This window comes from Acidovorax sp. 59, assembly GCF_002754175.1.
Taxonomy (GTDB): domain Bacteria; phylum Pseudomonadota; class Gammaproteobacteria; order Burkholderiales; family Burkholderiaceae_C; genus Acidovorax; species Acidovorax delafieldii.
In genome coordinates this window covers 4,412,318-4,430,323 of record NZ_PEET01000001.1, presented here as the reverse complement: position 1 = coordinate 4,430,323, position 18,006 = coordinate 4,412,318, and the positions used below count along the sequence as shown (strand labels likewise).

General features: G+C 67.8%; 18 protein-coding genes. 11 read left to right on the top strand and 7 right to left on the bottom strand.

Annotated elements, in window-relative coordinates; translation table 11 throughout:
* Nucleotides 1-18: 18 nt before the first annotated feature.
* Entirely contained in the window at nt 19-1,971 is a 1,953-nt protein-coding gene (locus tag CLU87_RS20270; RefSeq protein ID WP_099732271.1) for an AMP-binding protein, read from the bottom strand.
* Between the two features lie 273 nt (nt 1,972-2,244).
* Between CLU87_RS20270 and pssA the strand changes: the two genes are divergently transcribed.
* The gene (pssA, locus tag CLU87_RS20265) at nt 2,245-2,871 is read left to right on the top strand and encodes a CDP-diacylglycerol--serine O-phosphatidyltransferase (RefSeq protein WP_056057700.1); all 627 of its coding nucleotides are present in this window, start codon (nt 2,245-2,247) and stop codon (nt 2,869-2,871) included.
* A gap of 42 nt (nt 2,872-2,913) precedes the next feature.
* Nucleotides 2,914-3,756 carry a PhzF family phenazine biosynthesis protein gene (locus tag CLU87_RS20260; protein ID WP_099732270.1) on the top strand — a complete coding sequence of 281 codons (843 nt, stop codon included), beginning with the start codon at nt 2,914-2,916 and terminating at the stop codon, nt 3,754-3,756.
* A gap of 118 nt (nt 3,757-3,874) precedes the next feature.
* Here the strand turns inward: CLU87_RS20260 and CLU87_RS20255 are convergent, their stop codons facing one another.
* Nucleotides 3,875-4,756 (bottom strand): LysR substrate-binding domain-containing protein, encoded by an 882-nt coding sequence (locus tag CLU87_RS20255; RefSeq protein ID WP_099732269.1) that lies wholly within the window; start codon nt 4,754-4,756, stop codon nt 3,875-3,877.
* A gap of 66 nt (nt 4,757-4,822) precedes the next feature.
* Here CLU87_RS20255 and CLU87_RS20250 point away from each other — a divergent pair, with 66 nt between their 5' ends.
* The gene (locus CLU87_RS20250) at nt 4,823-5,968 is read left to right on the top strand and encodes an MFS transporter (protein ID WP_369804344.1); all 1,146 of its coding nucleotides are present in this window, start codon (nt 4,823-4,825) and stop codon (nt 5,966-5,968) included.
* A gap of 55 nt (nt 5,969-6,023) precedes the next feature.
* Nucleotides 6,024-6,536 carry a hypothetical protein gene (locus CLU87_RS23280; RefSeq protein WP_158236090.1) on the top strand — a complete coding sequence of 171 codons (513 nt, stop codon included), beginning with the start codon at nt 6,024-6,026 and terminating at the stop codon, nt 6,534-6,536.
* A gap of 102 nt (nt 6,537-6,638) precedes the next feature.
* On the opposite strand, the gene CLU87_RS20245 is transcribed toward CLU87_RS23280, so the two are convergent.
* Entirely contained in the window at nt 6,639-7,562 is a 924-nt protein-coding gene (locus CLU87_RS20245; protein ID WP_099731594.1) for a DMT family transporter, read from the bottom strand.
* Nucleotides 7,563-7,735: 173 nt separating this feature from the next.
* Here CLU87_RS20245 and minC point away from each other — a divergent pair, with 173 nt between their 5' ends.
* The 4 genes from minC (at nt 7,736) to yccS (ending at nt 12,003) form a co-directional block, all read left to right on the top strand.
* Nucleotides 7,736-8,500, top strand: coding sequence for a septum site-determining protein MinC (gene minC, locus CLU87_RS20240; protein ID WP_056057065.1), 765 nt, complete (start codon nt 7,736-7,738; stop codon nt 8,498-8,500).
* A gap of 47 nt (nt 8,501-8,547) precedes the next feature.
* Nucleotides 8,548-9,363: a septum site-determining protein MinD gene (gene minD, locus CLU87_RS20235; RefSeq protein ID WP_099731593.1), complete on the top strand. Its 816-nt coding sequence runs from the start codon at nt 8,548-8,550 to the stop codon at nt 9,361-9,363.
* Nucleotides 9,364-9,365: 2 nt separating this feature from the next.
* Nucleotides 9,366-9,632, top strand: a complete 267-nt coding sequence (gene minE / locus CLU87_RS20230) for a cell division topological specificity factor MinE (RefSeq protein WP_015011987.1) — start codon at nt 9,366-9,368, stop codon at nt 9,630-9,632.
* A gap of 172 nt (nt 9,633-9,804) precedes the next feature.
* Nucleotides 9,805-12,003: a YccS family putative transporter gene (gene yccS / locus CLU87_RS20225; RefSeq protein ID WP_099731592.1), complete on the top strand. Its 2,199-nt coding sequence runs from the start codon at nt 9,805-9,807 to the stop codon at nt 12,001-12,003.
* A gap of 40 nt (nt 12,004-12,043) precedes the next feature.
* Here yccS and CLU87_RS20220 read toward each other — a convergent pair whose 3' ends face one another.
* Entirely contained in the window at nt 12,044-12,634 is a 591-nt protein-coding gene (locus CLU87_RS20220) for an MOSC domain-containing protein (RefSeq protein WP_099731591.1), read from the bottom strand.
* The gene (locus CLU87_RS20215) at nt 12,631-13,152 is read right to left on the bottom strand and encodes a flavin reductase family protein (protein WP_015011990.1); all 522 of its coding nucleotides are present in this window, start codon (nt 13,150-13,152) and stop codon (nt 12,631-12,633) included. Before CLU87_RS20215 ends, CLU87_RS20220 begins: the two co-directional genes overlap by 4 nt.
* Before the next feature lie 104 nt (nt 13,153-13,256).
* Between CLU87_RS20215 and CLU87_RS20210 the strand changes: the two genes are divergently transcribed.
* Entirely contained in the window at nt 13,257-14,048 is a 792-nt protein-coding gene (locus CLU87_RS20210) for an alpha/beta fold hydrolase (RefSeq protein WP_099731590.1), read from the top strand.
* A gap of 61 nt (nt 14,049-14,109) precedes the next feature.
* On the top strand, nt 14,110-14,868 hold the full coding sequence (locus CLU87_RS20205) for a YdcF family protein (protein WP_056057075.1): 759 nt from the start codon (nt 14,110-14,112) through the stop codon (nt 14,866-14,868).
* Nucleotides 14,869-14,913: 45 nt separating this feature from the next.
* Here the strand turns inward: CLU87_RS20205 and CLU87_RS20200 are convergent, their stop codons facing one another.
* On the bottom strand, nt 14,914-15,489 hold the full coding sequence (locus CLU87_RS20200; RefSeq protein ID WP_099731589.1) for a flavodoxin family protein: 576 nt from the start codon (nt 15,487-15,489) through the stop codon (nt 14,914-14,916).
* A gap of 48 nt (nt 15,490-15,537) precedes the next feature.
* A complete protein-coding gene (locus tag CLU87_RS20195) occupies nt 15,538-16,875 on the bottom strand; it encodes a D-amino acid dehydrogenase (protein ID WP_099731588.1) in 1,338 nt (445 codons plus the stop codon).
* Nucleotides 16,876-17,051: 176 nt separating this feature from the next.
* Here CLU87_RS20195 and CLU87_RS20190 point away from each other — a divergent pair, with 176 nt between their 5' ends.
* Nucleotides 17,052-17,963: a LysR family transcriptional regulator ArgP gene (locus tag CLU87_RS20190; RefSeq protein ID WP_056057711.1), complete on the top strand. Its 912-nt coding sequence runs from the start codon at nt 17,052-17,054 to the stop codon at nt 17,961-17,963.
* The last annotated feature ends 43 nt before the right edge of the window (nt 17,964-18,006 follow it).

Below are 18,006 nucleotides of genomic sequence, written 5' to 3'. Positions count from 1 at the left end.
GGCTGTCACGCCATGGGCCTATGCGGTCTGGGGGCTCCCTGGGGCGGGGCCGGTGGTGACGTGCACGGTGAGGGGCAGGGGCGCGAGCACTTCGCGCAGGCGGGTCTGCAGCGCGTCGGCGTCGGGGCCCGGGGCCACGGTCACGCGCACGGTGTTGTCGCCCTCGGGCTGTACCTGGGGGCAGGGGCTGCTTGGGGCTTGTCCGCACACGCCATCGACCAGCGCCTGCACCGTGTGGCAGGCCGCGCGCTGGCGCAGCTCGGGCTTGTAGATCTTGCCCACGTTGGTCACGGGCATGGTCTGCAGCACCTGCACCCAGCGCGGGCGGGCCACGGCCTCGTCCACGCGTTCGGCGGTGAAGGCCAGCAGTTCGGCCTCGGTCACCGCCGGTGCACCGGGCACCAGCGTGGCGTAGACCACGGGCAGCTCGCCCGCATAGGCATCGGGGGCGCCCACGGCGGCGCACAGCTGCACGGCGGGGTGGGCGCCCAGCGCGTCCTCGATCACCTTGGGGTCGATGTTGTGGCCGCTGCGGATGATGAGGTCCTTGGAGCGACCACTCAGGTGCAGGCGGCCCTGCTCATCCACAACGCCCAGGTCGCCCGTGGCCAGCCAGCCATCGGGCGTGAAGGCCTTGGCCGTGTCGGCTGCATCGAGAAAGCCGGAGAACAGGTTGGGCGACTGGAACAGCACCATGCCCGGCTGGCCGGGCGGCAGGTCCTGGTCGGACGCATTGCCCTGCGCATCCAGCGCCACCACGCGCAGCTGGGTGTACGGCAGCCGCCAGCCCACGCAGCCTGCGGGCGCGTTGACGCCGGGCGGGGTGATGGTGGAGATGCCCGCCATCTCAGTCATGCCCAGGCTTTCGTGGATGTGCAGGCCAAACAGGCGCTCAAACCGCGCCGCCAGCTCGGGCGCCAGGATGGCCGCGCCGGTGCGGCAGTAGCGCAGCGTGGCAATGTCGGCCCCGTCCAGCGGCACGTTGGCCAGCGCCGCCAGCACTGTGGGCACGGCCGAGAGGTAGGTGCAGCGGTAGCGCTCTACCAGCCGCCAGTAGTTCGCAATCACCTCGCGGTTGCGGAACAGGCCGGTGGTGGGGATGATGGTCTCCACCCCTGCCGACAGCGCCGCCAGCGAGCCGGGCAGCACGCCCGCCACATGGAACAGCGGGTAGCCGTTGATGCCCACGTCCTCGGGCCGTATGCCCTGCATCTGCACGCTGCCCCAGGCGGTGAATACCTGCGCGCCGTGGCTGTGGCGGGCCAGCTTGGGCGCGCCGGTGGTGCCGCCGGTGTGGAAGTACGCGGCGATGTCGCTGGCCACAATGCGGCGGCCGCTCACCAGGTGGTCGCCCGGGTGCTGGTGGCGCGCGGCCAGGTCGAGCATGCCTGGGGGCAGGGCGGTTGTTGCGCCCGCTGCCTCGTCGTGCGGGGCTACGCGCAGCACTGTGGTCAGGGTGGGTACCAGGGCGCGCAGGCGCAGGGCCTTGCTCCAGTAGCCCAGGTCGCCCTCGCCGCCGTAGGCAATCAGCACCTTGGCCCGGGCCAAGGTCATCATGGCCGCGATCTTCTCGTCGGTGAGCATGGGATTGAGCGGCTGCACGATGCCCGCCGCCTCGCCACCCCACAGGGCCAGGTGGTATTCCAGGCAGCCGGGCAGCAGCACGGCCACGGCGTCCTGCGGGCCCACGCCCAGGTGGTGCAGCAGGTTGGCTGTCTGGTGGATGCCGGTGAGCAGCTGCGCATACGACCAGCGGATGGGTTCGGCAGCCGGGTCGGCGGCGGGCAAAAAGGCCAGCGCCGTCTTGTCGCCAAACGCCGCCGCCGAATTCACAAAAATTTCGTAGGTGCTTTGCACCGGTAGCGCCTCGGCCAGGGGGCGGGCTTCGAGCCGCTGTACATCCTGCAGGCTGCGCACCGGGGCACCCGGGGCAAAAGGACTGTGCAGTGGGGGCAACGAGGGGTGGCGCATGGGGTTGTCTCGGGTCTTGTGGGGAATCAGGTCGGTCACCGACGGTGCACATATGCGGCGTCGTCCTACCTGGCGGCGACCGCCGCTTGCCCACAGTCTGTCCGTGTGCCAGCGCAAAAGCAGTCACGCAGATGTCAGGGCAGGTTTTCAGGGCATACAGGCGATCCGCTGCGCGATGGACACCAGGCGTCTTGACGCGCCGGTGGCGCTGCAGCACACCCATAATGGACCTTGTTGATTGCCACTGCGCGCCCCGCTGCGCGCCTTTACTTCATGAACACACCGCAGCCGCCCAAACGTTTTTCGATGATCCGTGAGTTCCACTTGGCCGACTGGTTCACGCTGGGCAACGCGGTCTGCGGCGTGGGCGCGCTGTTCTCGGTCATGTCGTACCTGGAGACCAGCAATGTGGTGCATGTGTACTTCGCATGTGCCCTGGTGCTGGCCGCGCTGATCTTTGATGTGCTGGACGGCCGCATCGCCCGCTGGCGCCAGAAAAGCTCGGCCATGGGCCGCGAGCTGGACTCGCTGGCCGACGTGATCTCCTTCGGCGTGGCCCCGGCCATCATTGCGTATGGATGCGGCATGCAGGGCCTGTATGACCGCATCGTGCTGGCCTACTTTGTGGCCTGCGGCGTGTCGCGCCTGGCGCGCTACAACGTCACGGCCGAAACCCTGTCGGGCGACGATGGCAAGGTCAAATACTTCGAGGGCACTCCCATCCCCACCTCCATCGTGCTGGTGGGCCTGCTGGCCCTGGCCGCCTGGCTGGGCGCAGTGCGCGAGAACCTGTGGTTTGGCAAGCTGCTGATCGGCGGCTTCACGCTGCACCCGCTGGTGCTGCTGTTTGCGGTGTCGGGGTCGCTGATGATCAGCCGGATTCGCATTCCGAAGCTTTGAGCCGCTGGCTAGCGCGTCCTTTCTTTGTGGATGTTGAACACCATGGCACTCCAAAAAATCGCAGCGTTCTCCGACGGCATCCAGGGCGGCAACCCCGCCGGTGTGTGGATCGGTGACCAGCTACCCAATCCTGCTGATATGCAGCGCATCGCCGCTGAGGTCGGTTTTTCTGAAACCGCGTTCGCCGCCCCGCTGGGCGATGGCCGGTGGCGGGTGCGCTACTTTGCGCCCGAGAGCGAGGTGCCCTTCTGTGGCCACGCCACGATTGCCCTGGGCGCCGCGCTCGCGCTGCGCGAGGGCGACGGCGTGTTTGCGCTGTCGCTGAGCCAGGCCGAGATCACGGTCGAAGGCCGCCGCGCGGGCGATCTGGTGCAGGCGGCGCTGCAGTCGCCCCCCACGCGCAGCGGGCCTGTGCTTGCGGCGCTGCTGGCCGATGCGCTGGCCCTGTTTGGCCTCAGCGCGGTCGATCTGGACCCGCGCATTCCGCCCGCGCTCATCCACGGCGGTGCGGACCACCTGGCGCTGGCGCTGCGCAGTCGCGAGGCACTGGCGGCCATGCACTACGCGCTGGACGTTGGCCGCACGCTGATGGTGAACGCCAAGCTGGTCACCATTTTGCTGGTGTGGGTGGAGTCCGACCGGCTGCTGCACACCCGCAATGCCTTTGCGTCGGGCGGCGTGCTGGAAGACCCGGCCACGGGTGCCGCCACGGCCGCGCTGGCGGGCTACCTGCGCGACCTGGGCTGGCCGCACGGCGGTGCCATTGACGTGGTGCAGGGCGAAGACATGGGCATGCGCTCGCGCCTGCGGGCCGAGATCGGGCCGGTGGCTGGCAGCTCCATCCGCGTGTCGGGCACGGCGCGATGGATGGGCGATGGCGAATGATTTTTGCTATTGAAAATATAGCTGCTGGCACATGATTCACTAGCGCTACCGCCCGATTTGTGCAAAAAGCGGGCAAGCCGAGCACGTGGGGCTCTGTGTGCCCTGCCCGGTCTCCCGCTCAGGCGCTGATCTCGTCCTGGAGCCACTGCACAAAACGCAGCGTCTCCGGTGACGGGTCCGGCGCCATGCCCAGGTAGTGGCGCGTGAGCGGCAGCCGCAAGCTGGGCAGCGGCGATACCAGCCGCCCCGAGGCCAGGTCGTGGGTGATCAACGACACCGGGGCCACCGCAAAACCCAGCCCATCCACGGCTGCCTGCAGCACAAAGTGCAGGTGGTCAAACTGCAGGCAGCTGGCGGGCTGGAGCCTTGGCGCGTTCACCAGCTTCTTCCAGCTTTCCCAGTCCTTGCTGCGCGATTTGGACAGCAGCAGCACATGGGCCGACAGCGCCTCGGGCTGCGCCACCGGGCGCTGGGCGAACAGGGCAGGCGCGCCCACCACCAGCGCCTCGTCCTCCAGAAACGGCTGCACCTGCATGCCCGGCGGCCAACCGCGTGGGCCGCGCCGCAGGGCCAGGTCGAAGGTCTCGGTGGCATGGTCTGGCGCCAGCGTGCTGGTGATGACCTGGGGCTCAATGTCCGGATGCTGGGCCACAAAACCCGGCAGCCGGGGGATCAGCCACCGCACCGCAAAGCTGGGCCGTACGTTGATCTTGACGCTGCGCAGCCCGGCATCGCCCCGCAGCGACTGGGCGGCGGCGCCGATCTGCGCGAGTGCAGGCCCGACCTGCGCGTGAAACTGATGCCCTGCCGCCGTGAGCAGCACCTGCCGCGTCTTGCGCTCGAACAGGTCCACGCCGAGGTGGGCCTCCAGCGCCTTGATCTGGCGACTGATGGCGCTGTGGGTGACGTGCAGCTCCAGCGCGGCGTGGGTAAAGCTCTGGTGCCGCGCCGCCGCCACAAAGGCGCGGACGGCGTTCAGCGGGGGCAGGCGGGGTGGCATGCGTGCAATTTTGTCACGCATGGCACGCAGCAATATCGTTTGTCGCGCCCGGCACTGCCGCGCACCATGCGGGCCATGCCACAGCCTTCAGACAACACCTTGGCCTCAGACCACCACTCGCGCCGCGCCGCCTTGGCGCTGGGCCTTGCACTGCCTGGGGACACGGTGCTCTACCTGCTGCTGCCGATGTTTGCCCCGGCGTTTGGCGTCACCCTGTTCGAGGCGGGCATTCTGCTGGCCGCAAACCGCCTCGTTCGCATTGCGGGCTACGGGGCGGTGGCGCGGTTCTATGCCCGCCATGGCGAGCGTCTCACCTGCTCGCTGGCCGTGCTGGCCGCCGCCATGTGTGCGCTGGGGTACGCCACCCTCAGCGGCTTCATCGCGTTGTTGGGCCTGCGGCTGCTGTGGGGCCTGGCCTTTGCGGCGCTCAACCTCGCGACGCAGGCGCTGGCCACGGCCGAGCCTGTGGGCGCTGCGCGCCGTGCCGGGCAGTCGCGCGCCTTTGCAGCGCTGGGGCCCATGCTGGCCCTGCCCGCCGGGGGTGTCTGCGCGCTGTGGTGGGAGCCCCGGGCGATCTTCTTGGTGTTTGCCGCCGTCGCGTTGTGCGCCTTGCTGGCCACGCGGCATTTGCCCGCCCAGCCGCATGCTCTGCCGCCACCGCCAAAGCGCTGGGACAGGTTGCCGGGTCGCCTGGACCGCTTTTCGTTCGTTGAGGGGTTGGTGCTGGACGGCCTGTTCATCATCGGCCTGTCGTACCTGGGCCGCGATGTGCTGTCGGGCCATCCGGTGGTTGTGGCGGGGATGCTGCTGTCGGTCCGCTATCTGGCCGAGATCGCGCTGAGTGTGGTGGGTGGCGACCTGGCCGAGCGCTATGGCGCCGAAGTGCTGCTCGTGGGTTTTGCGGTGCTCACGTCGCTGGCCCTGGTGGGTTTTGGCCTGGGGTGGCTGTGGACCAGCGCACTGGCCATCGTGATTTTGCGGGCCCTGCTGCTGCCGCTGTTGCCGCCGCTGGTCGCGCGCCGCACACCGGGGCCGGGGCGCATCCAGGCCCTGGCCACCCGGTCTGTGTGGCGAGACCTGGGCGCTGGTACAGGCCCGGTGCTGGCGGGTGTGCTGCTGCCCATTGCGCCGTCCGCCTGGGTGTATGGCGTCGCAGCCTTGCTGCTGTCGGCCACGGCCATCGCCTGCTGGGTGCCGCGCAGCGAGGGATGAGGCGCCGATCGGCCATCGCCCCCTTTTTACAACCTTCCGTTTTGGAGAAGTCCCCGTGAACATCCACACCACATTGATCCGCTGTGCCGGTGGCACGGTCGACCTGCCCGCGCGGCCCATGAACCACCGCAGCGATGGCGGGCATGTGCTGGTCCACCCGCCGCGCCCCGTCTGGGAACGCAGCGAGCTGACGCCCGAAGAGCTGGCACATTGGTCATGCCTGGTGGCCGCAACGGGCCGGGCAATGCTCGACACCTTGCCGCAGCTCGCCGGTGGCTGCCTGAACTATTGGGAGGCGAGCAACAACGCGCTGAACCCGCTTGCCCACCCCCAGGGGCCGAAAACCCCCGCACTGCACCGCAAGATGCACCTGCACCTGTTCGGCCGAAGCCCCCGGGCCACCCACCCGGACTGGCTGTGGGGCGAACCGCCCCGGTTCCCGAATTTTGCGCAGTCTGAGGCTTGGACCCAGCAGTTCACACGGCTGGAGGACGATGAAGGCGCCGCGCTGGGTGCGCGCATTCAGGTGTTGCTGGATACGCGGTATGCACTGAGTCGGGTTGGCTGACGATACCCGCCAGCACACGAGTTGCTATCAAAATTGCAGCTGCTAGTGCTTTTTGATCAGGCGTTAGGCGATGTTTTTATGCAATCTCTTTTGCTACGGGTACTACGCGACCACAGGCCGCCGATTCACCAGCACGATGCCTGCCGCCACCAGCACCAGCGCTGCCACCAGCCCGGGCGTCACGGGCTCACCCAGCCACAGCGCGCCAAACAGCAGCGCAAACACCGGCGTGAGGAACACAAACACCGAGATCTTGGTCGCCGGGTAGTGCGCCAGCATCCACATCCAGGCGAGGTAGCTCACAAACGCACCCACCAGCGCCTGCACCAGCAGCGATCCCCAGGCAAAGCCGCTGAACTGCCAGACCCACGCCTCGCCCAGGCCCAGCGATAGCACTGGCAATACCGCCGTGCTCACCGCCACTTGATAGAAAAGCTGCTTGGCAGGCGCCACGCGTGCCAGGGGCGTGGTGCGGATCACCACCGTGGTCAGTGCCCACATCAGGCCTGCGGCCAGTCCTAGCAAATCGCCCAGCCAGCCTTTGGGCAGCGCCATGCTGGCATGGCCCAGCAGCCCGTCGCCCAGCGCCAGCCCCACGCCCACAAATGCCGCCGCCAGGCCCAGCCACTGCCAGCCCTGCAGGCGCTCACCGGGGATGAAACGCGGCAGCAGCAGTGCCACCCAGAAGGGCGATGCATACAAAAACACCGTGAGCCGCGAGGCGGTGGTGTACTGCAGGCCCAGATAGATGCACGCAAACTCGCCGGCAAACAACGCCCCCGCCAGCAGTCCGGCACGGGTGGCCCCGGCGGGCTCGCCCGCGCCGGAAAGGCCTACACCACGCCACAAGCACCAGACCGCTACCGCGACCGTGGCCAGCGCAAAGCGCACAAAGGCCTGGAACACGGGCGCCACCTCAGCCACTGTGGCCTTGACCAGCACCTGCTGGAACCCCCAGAACATGCAGCAGGCGAGCAGCAGGGAGATAGCCAGGGCGTCGATGTGTGTTTTGCGGGCGGAAGGCATCGGCGCATTATCAAAGGGCGCGGTGGGTCTGCCGGTCGCCTGGGTGCATCCGTTGTCCTTCTTGCAGTCCGCTGTGAATGCCGAAAAAGCGCATACGGACGCTTACACAGGCCCACGGTACACTTTGCGCCTTCTGAAACAGGTTACCGCGCTCCTTTTTCCTATCCCCCCTCATGGCCCTTACGACGGCGGCGCAGTCCCGCTCCAGCTTTGACCTCAAGAGCGCCTCGCTGCCAGTGGTGGCGGTGTTGCTCAAGACCACCGACGCCGCCCAGTTCGTAGCCGACCTGGCCGAGCGCGTGGCCGACGCCCCGGGATTTTTTGACAACGACCCCGTATTGATCGACCTGGCGCCCGTGCGTGAGGCCGAAGCACCCATCGACTTTGCTGCCATCGCAGCCGCGCTGCGCCAGCACAACACCCTGCCCGTGGCCGTGCGCGGCGGCAGCACTGCCCAGATGGAGGCTGCGCGCGCCGCGGGCCTGGCCGCAGCACCCGACGCGCCTCCCGCGCGTGCCGAGGCGCCAGCGCCGGTGCAGGAGGTGGTGCGTGAGGTGATCCGCGAAGTCGAGGTGGAAGTGGTACGTGAAGTGCCCATGCCCGGCCCCGGCACCGTGGTGGTGGACAAGCCCTTGCGCTCTGGCCAGCAGGTCTATGCGCGCGGCGCCGATCTGGTGGTGATGGCCGTGGTGAGCTTTGGCGCCGAGGTGATTGCCGACGGCAACATCCACGTTTATGCCCCGCTGCGTGGCCGCGCAATTGCCGGTGCGCGGGGCAACACGGAAGCCCGCATCTTTTCGACCTGCCTGGAGCCGCAACTGGTCTCCATTGCAGGCATTTACCGCACCACCGAGACCGAGCTGCCTGCCGATGTGCGCGGCAAGCCGGCCCAGGTGCGGCTGGAAGGCGAGAAGCTCCTCATCGAGCCGCTGGCCTGACCCCTTCATTCCCCATTCGTACCAACCCCACAGAGAATCAGCAACACATGGCCAAAATCGTCGTCGTGACCTCCGGCAAAGGTGGCGTGGGCAAGACCACCACCAGCGCCAGCTTTGCCACCGGCCTCGCCCTGCGCGGCCACAAGACCGCCGTGATCGACTTTGACGTCGGCCTGCGCAACCTGGACCTCATCATGGGCTGCGAACGCCGCGTGGTGTACGACCTCATCAACGTCATCCATGGGGAGGCCAACCTGAACCAGGCGCTCATCAAGGACAAGCAGTGCGACAACCTGTTTGTGCTGGCCGCCAGCCAGACACGCGACAAGGATGCGCTCACGCAAGATGGCGTCGAGAAGGTCCTCAAGGACCTGGCCGCGATGGACTTTGAATACATCGTCTGCGACTCGCCTGCCGGCATTGAAAGCGGCGCCCTGATGGCCATGCACTTCGCCGACGAGGCGCTGCTGGTGACCAACCCCGAGGTGTCTTCGGTGCGCGACTCCGACCGTATCCTGGGCATGCTGGGCAGCAAGACCAAGCGTGCGATTGACGGCGGCGAGCCCATCAAGGAACACCTGCTCATCACGCGCTACAACCCCAGCCGAGTGCAGGACGGCCAGATGCTGAGCCTGGAAGACATCCAGGACATCCTGCGCATCAAACTGATCGGCGTGATTCCCGAGTCGGAAGTGGTGTTGCAGTCGTCCAACCAGGGCACGCCCGCCATCCATGCCCAAGGCACCGACGTGTCCGAGGCGTACAAGGACGTGATCGACCGCTTCCTGGGGCAGGACAAGCCGCTGCGTTTCATTGACGCCGAAAAGCCCGGCTTCTTCAAACGCCTGTTCGGGAGCAAATAGCCATGGCTTCTTTTCTGTCCTTCCTGCTCGGCGAGAAGAAAAAAACCGCCAGCGTTGCCAAGGAGCGGCTGCAGATCATCCTGGCGCACGAGCGCAACGGCCGCAATGCGTCCGAGCCCGACTACCTGCCCGCGCTGCAGCGCGAGCTGGTGGCGGTGATCTCCAAGTACGTCAAGATCAACCCCGACGACCTCAAGGTGCACCTGGAGCGCCAGGACAACCTGGAAGTGCTGGAAGTCAAGATCGAGCTGCCCGATACCGTGCGATAGGCAGCCACCGCCACCGGGCTACGCACTCCCATCGTGCCCCGGTATCGCGCCCCAGACCCTGCCCCGCAACCCTGCGCGGCAGGGTTTCTTTTTGGGCCGGCGTGGCCTGATTTGGCCTGACAATTGCTAGATGTACTAGGGTAATCCCTAATTTCACGGCAACAAGGCTCCTGTGGACACAACCTGGAAACTCAGCTGGCAGCGTGCACGCAACCACGAAGGCGTCACGCGCGGCGCGCGTGCCTTGGTGGCCTTGGCCGCCGTGCTGGCCTATGGCTGGTGGGCCGACTGGCAGGCCGAGTTGATGCCGGTGCTGCTGGGCGTGATCGCCAGCGCGCTCACCGAAACCGACGACAGCTGGCGCGCACGCCTGCGGGCGCAGTGCCTGGCGCTGGCGTGTTTTGGCCTTATGGCGGGGGCAGTCTGGGCGGCGGTGTCCTGGCCCTGGGTGCTGATGGGGGTGATGGCGCTGCTGGCCTTCGGCATCACCATGCTGGGGGCGCTGAGCGAGCGCTACCGCGCCATTGCCTTTGGTTCGCTCATCCTGTTCATCTATGCGGGGCTGGCCGCCCACAGCAGCCGTGCGGGTGCGGGTGACGCCATCCCCCGCATGCTGGCGGGTGCGGCCTGGTACGGCGTGGTGTCGGTGCTGTGGCATGCCGTGCTGCCGCGTGCACCGGTGCGCTACCGCCTGGCCAAGCTGTACGCCATGCTGGGCGAATACCTGCGCCTGAAGGCGCTGTTGCTGGAGCCGGTGCGGGATGTGGATCTGGAGCGCCGCCGCATGGCGCTGGCACTGCACAACGGCCGCGTGGTGGACGCCCTCAACGCCACCAAGGAGAGCCTGATCAGCCGCATGGCTGCGAGCGCCCCCCCGCTGTGGCTGCAAACGGCCATGCACCAGTACCTGGCGGCGCAGGACGTGCATGAGCGCGTGAGTTCGTCCCACGAGCATTACGACCTGCTCGCCCAGTCGTTTTTTCACAGCGACGTGCTGTACCGCTGCCAGCGCGTGCTCACGCTGCTGGGCGAACAGGCGCTCAAGCTGTCGGTGGCCATCGAGGCGCAGTCGGTGCCCCAGCACTGGGGCGTGACGGCCCGTGCCATTGAGGACATGCAGGCCGCCGTGGCGCACCTGCAGTCCCAGGCGCAGCCCGCCGGTGCCGCGTCCCTTCCCGCCCAGTCCCGGGCGTCGCGGTCACTGCATGCGTTGGCCGACAACCTGACCGCGCTGGCCGGGGTGTTTGCCGGTGCGCTGGCGCTGCCAGCTGGCAACGCCGAAGTGGCGGTGGACCACGCACTGTTTGACCGCGAGCCCCGCAGCCTGCGCGATGCCTGGGCACGCCTGCGATCGCATTGGCAGCTGCAGTCTCCCTGGCTGCGCCACAGCCTGCGGCTGAGCCTGTCCCTCATGGTGGGCTTTGCCCTCATGCAGGCCACGGCCGATCCGCACGGGTACTGGATCTTGCTGACCATCGTGTTCGTGAGCCAGCCGCAGTACGCGGCCACGCAGACGCGGCTGATGGAGCGCGCCAAGGGCACTGCCATGGGGCTTGCGCTGGGGTGGGCGGTGATCCAGCTGTTTCCGGGCGAGCTGGTGCAGGCCGCCTTGCTGGTGCTGGGGGGCGCGGTGTTTTTTGGGGCGCGGCACACCCGCTATACCCTGGCTACGGCGGCTGTCACCACCTTGTTGCTGCTCAGCTTTCACCAGATGGGCGCGGCCAGCGGCGTGATCTCCGCGCGCCTGCTCGACACCGTGGTCGGCTGCGTGATCGCCGCCGTCGCCTCATGGCTGGTGCTGCCGTCGTGGCAGTCGCGCCACTGGCCCCGGCTGGCCGCCCAGGTGCTGCAGACCCAGGCGTTGTACCTGCGGGAGATCCTGGCGCAGTACCAGGGCGGCAAGTGCGACCACCTGGCCTACCGCCTGGCCCGGCGCAATGCCCACAATGCGGATGCCGCACTGTCCAACTCGTACAGCGCCATGCTCAAGGAGCCCTTGCATGTACGTGGCAACGCCGAGGTGGTGGGGCATTTCCTGTGCCTGTCGCACACCCAGCTCAACTACCTTTCGGCCCTGGGTGCCCAGCGCGGTGGTGCGGCGGCCCAGCCCATGGACGAGGCTACGCGTGAACTGGCGCAAAGCCTGCTGGCGTCCCTGCAGCAACTGGCGCTGGAGCTGGAGCGCGCGCAGCAGTCAGGCCGGGTGCGCAAGTCCCACAGCGCCCCGGCAGTGGCCCAGGTGCTGCGCGAGTGGGGCACGGTACCGGCAGCGCCCAGCGCGCACAGCCTCATGGCGGCGCAGCTGCAGCTGGTAGGCAAGGTGTTCCCACAGCTGCAGGCGCAGGCGCGCCAGCTGGTGACCACGGAATAACCTGGGTGGAGTGCGGCGCGCGAATGCTGCCGCAGCCGGGTCAGCGTGCGTGCTTGGCGAACTTGCCCGCAAATGCCTGGGCAATGCTCAGCCCGCGTTGCCCCGCGACCAGCGTGGCGGTCTGCCCGGCGGCGATGGTGCCGGGCCGGTCCACCGCCAGGTAGTAGCCGCAGCAGCCCGCCACCGCCATGGCGCGGCCGGCCTGGGCAAAACCCATCACGGCATTGAACTTGAAGCAGGGCTCGCGGGGGGCCGTCACGCGCAGCACGCAGTCCGGGAAATGCCACTCATCGCCCACAAACACCTCATGCTCCAGCGGTCCGTCAATGGTGAGGTTCTCGCCCATGAAGCCTGGTGGCAGCGCCTCGTCGAACAGGCTCACGCCCCGCTCGCGGCGTTGGGCCTGCCAGAACGCATAGTGCGCTGCGGGGTAGGCATACACCGCCTTGGCCAGACCGCCGTGCACGCTCAGGTCGGCCTGCTCGTCACCCGCCAGCCCCAGTGGGCCCACCGCCACGGGGTCGGTGACGGATGTTTTGCCGATGGCGGTGAGCACCGACCGCTCGCCCACCTTCAGCCGCCGGGCGGAGCCGACGTTCACGTGGCGTACGACGATGAAGGGCGCCGTCACAGCGGGTGCTCGGTGTAGAACTTGCCGCCGTGGTACAGCAGGGGCGACGCGCCCTCGCGGTGCTCGCAGCGCTCCACCTCGCCCACGAAGATGGTGTGGTCACCCTCCTTGTACTGGCTGCGGTTGAAGCATTCGAACGTGGCAGCGGCACCGGCCAGCAGCGGCGCGCCGCTGATGCCGGGGCGGTGCTCCAGGCCGGCCCAGCGGTCAATGCCGCGGGTGGCAAACCGTTCGGCCAGGTCTTTTTGGTCCGCTGCCAGTACATGGATGGCGTAGTGCGAGCCGTTGGCAAACGCTGGCATGGTGCTGGCGCCGTGCGACAGGCTCCACAGCACCAGCGGGGGCTCCAGCGACACCGAATTGAACGAGCTGGCCGTGAGCCCCACCAGTTCACCCGCGGCATTGCGGGCGGTCACGATGGTCACGCCCGTGGCGAACATGCCCAGCGCATTGCGGAATTCGCGGGTCGAAAAGCTCGGTGGCAGGGCGAGGGCGGGGCGGGGGAGCGATGGGTTCACAAAAGCGGCGCCAGCGGTGGCGGCGTGGGGGCAAGCGACAGGACCTATTATCAGGCGCCACCCTCCGCTGCGCTGTTGCGGGGTTTACTTCTGCTTTTCACCGCATGGCTGCACTGCTCCCTACCTTCACCACCCTCGGCTCCGGCCCCACCGTGCTCATGCTGCACGATGCCGACGGCGACCACCTTACCTTTGCGCCCCAGGTGGAGACCCTGGCCACCTCGGGCTACCGGGCCGTGGCCTGGGACATGCCAGGTTATGGCCGCAGCGCGCCCGTGGAGCCCTACACCTTCAAGGCACTGGCACAAAGCTGTCTGGCGCTGATCGACGCGCTGCGTTGTGGTCCCGTCACGCTGGTCGGCCACGGCATGGGCGCCATGGTGGCGCTGGAGGCTGCGGTGCGCGATGCGTCCAAGGTACGCCGCATGGTGCTGTGCGCAGGCGGCCCGGCGCTGGATGCCCAGGCCGTGAAAGACTGGGTGGCACCGCGCGAGCAGGCCCTCAAGGCCCTGGATGCGGGCGGCAGCATGGAGCAACTGGCCCAGACCCTGGTGCCGCAGTGCATCGGCACCGGCGCCCTGCCCGAAGGCGTGCGGCTGGCGGGCCATGCGCTGGGCCAGGTGTTCCCGGGCGCTTACCGCCGCGCCCTGGAGGCCCTGCCCACGTTTGACCGGGGCGCTGCCGCGCTGGCGCACCTGGCCATGCCGGTGCTGCTGGTGGGCGGTGATCAGGATCGGTGCACGCCCCCCGCAGCCTTGCAGGCGCTGGCCCAGGTGTTGCCCGATGCGCAGACGGTGCTGCTGCCGCATGTGGGGCATTGGCCCCAGCTGGAAGACCCCGAGGGGTTTGACGCTGCGCTGCTCGATTTTCTGGCCCACCGGCGCACGCTGCACTGACCCATTTGATCTTGGCTCGCCCGGCCGCCGCGCCCGGGCATGAACGCTGCCCTCTTTCTCCATGTTGTTTGCCCTCAAGAAAATTCTGTCTGCGCTGCTGTTGCCGCCGGTGTCCAGCATCGTGCTGGCGCTGTTTGGTCTGTGGCTGGCGCGGTACCACCGTCGCACTGGCAACACGCTGGTGGTGCTGTCGCTGTTGTCGGTGCTGGTGTTGTCCTGGCCGCCGGTGTCGGACGCGCTGGTGCGCAGCCTCGAGCGCTACCCCGCCGTCACGCCGCGCCAGTTGCCCGAGGCGAAGGTGCAGGCCATCGTGGTGCTGGGTGGCGGCGCCGACACCGTGGCGCCCGAATACGGGGTGGACGTGCTCAGCCGGGGCGCACGCGAGCGGGTTCGCTATGCCGCCTACCTGCAGCAGCAGACCGGCCTGCCCATTCTGGCCACGGGGGGCTCCACGGGCGGCACACGGGCCGAGGCCCTGGTGATGAAGGACGTGGTGGAGCGGGAGTTCAAGGGCCGCGTGCGCTGGACCGAAGTGGAGTCCCTCGACACCCGCAACAACGCCGAAAAATCGGCTGTGCTGCTCAAGGCCTCGGGCATCGAGCGCATTGCGCTTGTCACCCACGGCTGGCACATGGTTCGGGCGGCGAAGGACTTTGAACACGCCGGGCTGCAGGTGCTGCCTGCGCCCATGGGCTTCAAAGGGGGGCAGTCACGCAAGCTCTATCGCGTGCTGCCCCGCGCCTCGGCCCTGTCCGACAGCAGCCTGGCGCTGCATGAATGGCTGGGCATAGTGGCCCAGCGTGCTTCGCTGGACCGCTGAGAGCTCGTTGACGATCCCCTGCGAGATCGTCCACAGGCTCTCAGATCAGCCTGCCGCGGGTGTGACCAGGAAGCGGCTGGCCGCCTCCACCGCCTGCGCATCGGCCTGCACGGAGCCCGGGAGGCCGCCCTTGCCCCACAGCGCACCGCCCCAGGTCATGGACAGGAACTGCGCACACAGCGCCACCGAATCGATCATGGGCTGGGCCTTGGTGCGGTCGCCGCTGGTGGTGATGAGCGACAGCGTCTTGCGGCCCATGGCGTCCTTGAAGTCCACGCCTGGCACACGCATCCAGGCGCTCCAGTGGTCGAGGTAGGTTTTGAGCGGCGAGGGGATGCTGTACCAGTACACCGGCGCCACCCAAACAATGTGGCTGGCGGCCAGCGTGGCGTCCAGAAGGGTTTTCATGTCGCCCTCAGGCGGTGCGTAGGTGCCGGTGGTGTGGCGCTGGTCCACAAAGGGCGGCAACTGCATGCGTGCGAGGTGGTGCCAGGTTTGCTCCGTGCCCGCAGGCAGGGCGGCGGCGGCCTGCCGCGCCAGCCATTCGGTGTTGCCGAGGTGGCCGGGTTCGCGGGTGGAGGTGGTGAGGAAGAGGTAATGGGGTGCAGACATGGCCGGCATCGTAGCGGCACCGGCCCGTGTCTGCAGGCGCAGGGTGGGCGCCGTCCCTCAGGCCGGGACCACAGCGCGCGGCGCGCGCACGGCTTCGGCACCCAGAAAACCAAAGTTCATCGCGGGCTGCTCGCCGCTGATCAGCTCGGCCAGGGCCTTGCCCGAGCCCGCTCCGTGCGTCCAGCCCAGCGTGCCGTGGCCCGCGTTGACCCAGAGCTTGCCCACGCGGGTGCGACCGATGAACGGGATGTTGGTGGGCGTGGCGGGGCGCAGGCCGGTCCAGTACTGCGGGTTGCCGCCTTCCTCGGGCGTGCGGGTGTCGCACACGCCGGGCAGGATGGCCTCGATGCGGCGCGAGAGCATGTGGCAGCGCGCGCGGGCCAGGGAGCTGTCGAGTGTCAGGTCCCAGCCGTTGAGCTCGATTGTGCCCGCCACGCGCAGGAAGTTGCCCAGACGGCTCATGGCGATCTTCTTGCCGTCGTCGATGGTGGAGACCATGGGCGCACCCTCGGGCTTGAGCAGCGGGAAGGTCGCGCTGTAGCCCTTGCCGGGGTAGATCGGCAGGTCCACGCCCACGCTGCGCAGCAGCGGTGCGCTGTACGAGCCGCAGGCCACCACGATGGCGTCCGCCTTCAATATGAAGTCTTTTTTGCCGCTTGCGCTAGTGGAATTTGGCATGACTGCTACTGAATCAATAGCATTACCAATCTTGTTCAGCCGCCGCACATCGTGGCCGTACAGGAACTGCACGCCGCGCGCTGCGCAGCGGCGGGCCAGTTCCTGGGTGAAGACCCGTGCATCGCCGCTCTCGTCAGTGCTGGTGTAGGTGCCGCCGGTGATCTTGTCGCCATAGGCCTTGAAGGCCGGTTCGATCTGCAGCAGCTCATCGCGGCTCACCAGGCGGCGCTGTACGCCGTGCTTGCGCATCAGTTCGACCGCATGGCCTGCGGCGTCGAAGGATTTCTGGTCGGTGTAGAAGTGGGCAATGCCGCGTTCGAGCCGGTTGTATTCGATGCCCGTGGTTTTCACCAGGTCCTTCAGCGCCGCATGGCTGTAGGCGCCCAGCGCCACAATCTGCTGCACATTGCGCTCGAACGCCGCGTCGTTGCACTGTGCCAGGAACTGCAGGCCCCAGCGCCATTGCTGCCAGTCCATCTGCGGGCGAAACAGCAGCGGCGCTTCCTTGTCGAACATCCACTTGAGCGCCTTGAGCGGCGCCTCGCGGTTGGCCCAGGGCTCGCAGTAGCTCACCGAGATCTGTGCCGCATTGGCAAAACTGGTTTCGAGCGCGGCATCGGGCTGGCGGTCGATCACGATGACTTCGTGACCGCGTTCCAGCAGGTGCCACGCCGTGCTGATGCCGATGATGCCGGCGCCGAGAACAATGGTTTTCATATGCGGAATGCCTTGTGAGCCTTTGCGTGCCACACGCCCCAGTGCGGGACACGATGGGGCGCAGTGTGCGCGACATTGCATTCAACTAAAAGCAAAATTAAACTTACTCCAAAAACATCAGCGCACCTAATGAATAGCGCTGCGGAGACAACCCTCTTTTGTTCGAGCCCGAGACCATGAGCACCTACGATCCCGCCGCCCTGGAATGCCTTGCCGCCATCGTCGAAGAGGGCGGCTTCGAGCGCGCCGCGCAGCGCCTGAACGTCACGCAGTCGGCCGTCTCGCAGCGCCTGCGCGCGCTGGAGGCGCAGGTGGGCTCGGTGCTCATCGTGCGCAGCCGCCCGCTGCGGCCCACGTCGGCCGGGCAGCTGCTGCTCAAGCACACCAAGCAGATGCGCCTGTTGCGCGCCGACCTGGAGCGCGACCTGCAGGAGCTGGCGCCCAGCGCGCCGGGGGGCTCGCGCGAAGACGAGCGCATCTCGATTGCCATCAACGCCGACAGCATTGCCACCTGGGCCATGGGCGCGCTGCACGACCTCGTGCGCCAGCGCCTGCCGCTCGAAATCATCGTGGACGACCAGGACTTCACGCAGGAATGGCTGCGCTCGGGCCAGGTGCTGGGCTGTGTGACCACGCTCAAGCAGGCGCTGCGCGGTTGCAAGATGGTGCCGCTCGGGGCCATGCCCTATGTGGCTGTGGCGTCGGCCAGTTACGCGCAGCAGTACCTGCCGCAGGGGCTGACGCCCCACAACTTCCGCGACGTGTCGTTTCTGTCGTTCAACCGCAAGGACGACATGGCGGCCGAGTTTGTGGCCCGTGCGTTCGGGCTCAAGCGCGTGGCGCTCAACCACCTGTTTGTGCCGGGCTCCGAGGCGCAGATGCGTGCGGTGGCCGCTGGCTGGGCCGTGGGGGTGATGCCCGAGCTGATGGCGCGGCAGGCGCTGGCCGACGGCAGCATGGTGGACCTGGCCCCAGGCCGCTCACTGCCGATCCAGCTCTATTGGCATTGCTGGAACCTGGAGTCCGAGCTGCTGGATGCATTGTCGGCAGCGCTGACAGGCGCCGCGGCCCAGGCGCTGGTGTCCTGACACGGCCTTGCTGTTCGCCACATGCGGGGCGCAAGGCACGGTT

Coding starts and splice junctions, on each gene's coding strand:
- CLU87_RS20245 (WP_099731594.1), bottom strand. CDS start 7,562: ATGCCTTCCGCCCGCAAAACACACATCGACGCCCTGGCTATCTCCCTG.
- CLU87_RS20270 (WP_099732271.1), bottom strand. CDS start 1,971: ATGCGCCACCCCTCGTTGCCCCCACTGCACAGTCCTTTTGCCCCGGGT.
- CLU87_RS20200 (WP_099731589.1), bottom strand. CDS start 15,489: ATGCCGGCCATGTCTGCACCCCATTACCTCTTCCTCACCACCTCCACC.
- CLU87_RS20210 (WP_099731590.1), top strand. CDS start 13,257: ATGGCTGCACTGCTCCCTACCTTCACCACCCTCGGCTCCGGCCCCACC.
- minE (WP_015011987.1), top strand. CDS start 9,366: ATGGCTTCTTTTCTGTCCTTCCTGCTCGGCGAGAAGAAAAAAACCGCC.
- CLU87_RS20190 (WP_056057711.1), top strand. CDS start 17,052: ATGAGCACCTACGATCCCGCCGCCCTGGAATGCCTTGCCGCCATCGTC.
- pssA (WP_056057700.1), top strand. CDS start 2,245: ATGAACACACCGCAGCCGCCCAAACGTTTTTCGATGATCCGTGAGTTC.
- CLU87_RS20205 (WP_056057075.1), top strand. CDS start 14,110: ATGTTGTTTGCCCTCAAGAAAATTCTGTCTGCGCTGCTGTTGCCGCCG.
- minD (WP_099731593.1), top strand. CDS start 8,548: ATGGCCAAAATCGTCGTCGTGACCTCCGGCAAAGGTGGCGTGGGCAAG.
- CLU87_RS20195 (WP_099731588.1), bottom strand. CDS start 16,875: ATGAAAACCATTGTTCTCGGCGCCGGCATCATCGGCATCAGCACGGCG.
- CLU87_RS20250 (WP_369804344.1), top strand. CDS start 4,823: ATGCGGGCCATGCCACAGCCTTCAGACAACACCTTGGCCTCAGACCAC.
- CLU87_RS20260 (WP_099732270.1), top strand. CDS start 2,914: ATGGCACTCCAAAAAATCGCAGCGTTCTCCGACGGCATCCAGGGCGGC.
- CLU87_RS20255 (WP_099732269.1), bottom strand. CDS start 4,756: ATGCCACCCCGCCTGCCCCCGCTGAACGCCGTCCGCGCCTTTGTGGCG.
- minC (WP_056057065.1), top strand. CDS start 7,736: ATGGCCCTTACGACGGCGGCGCAGTCCCGCTCCAGCTTTGACCTCAAG.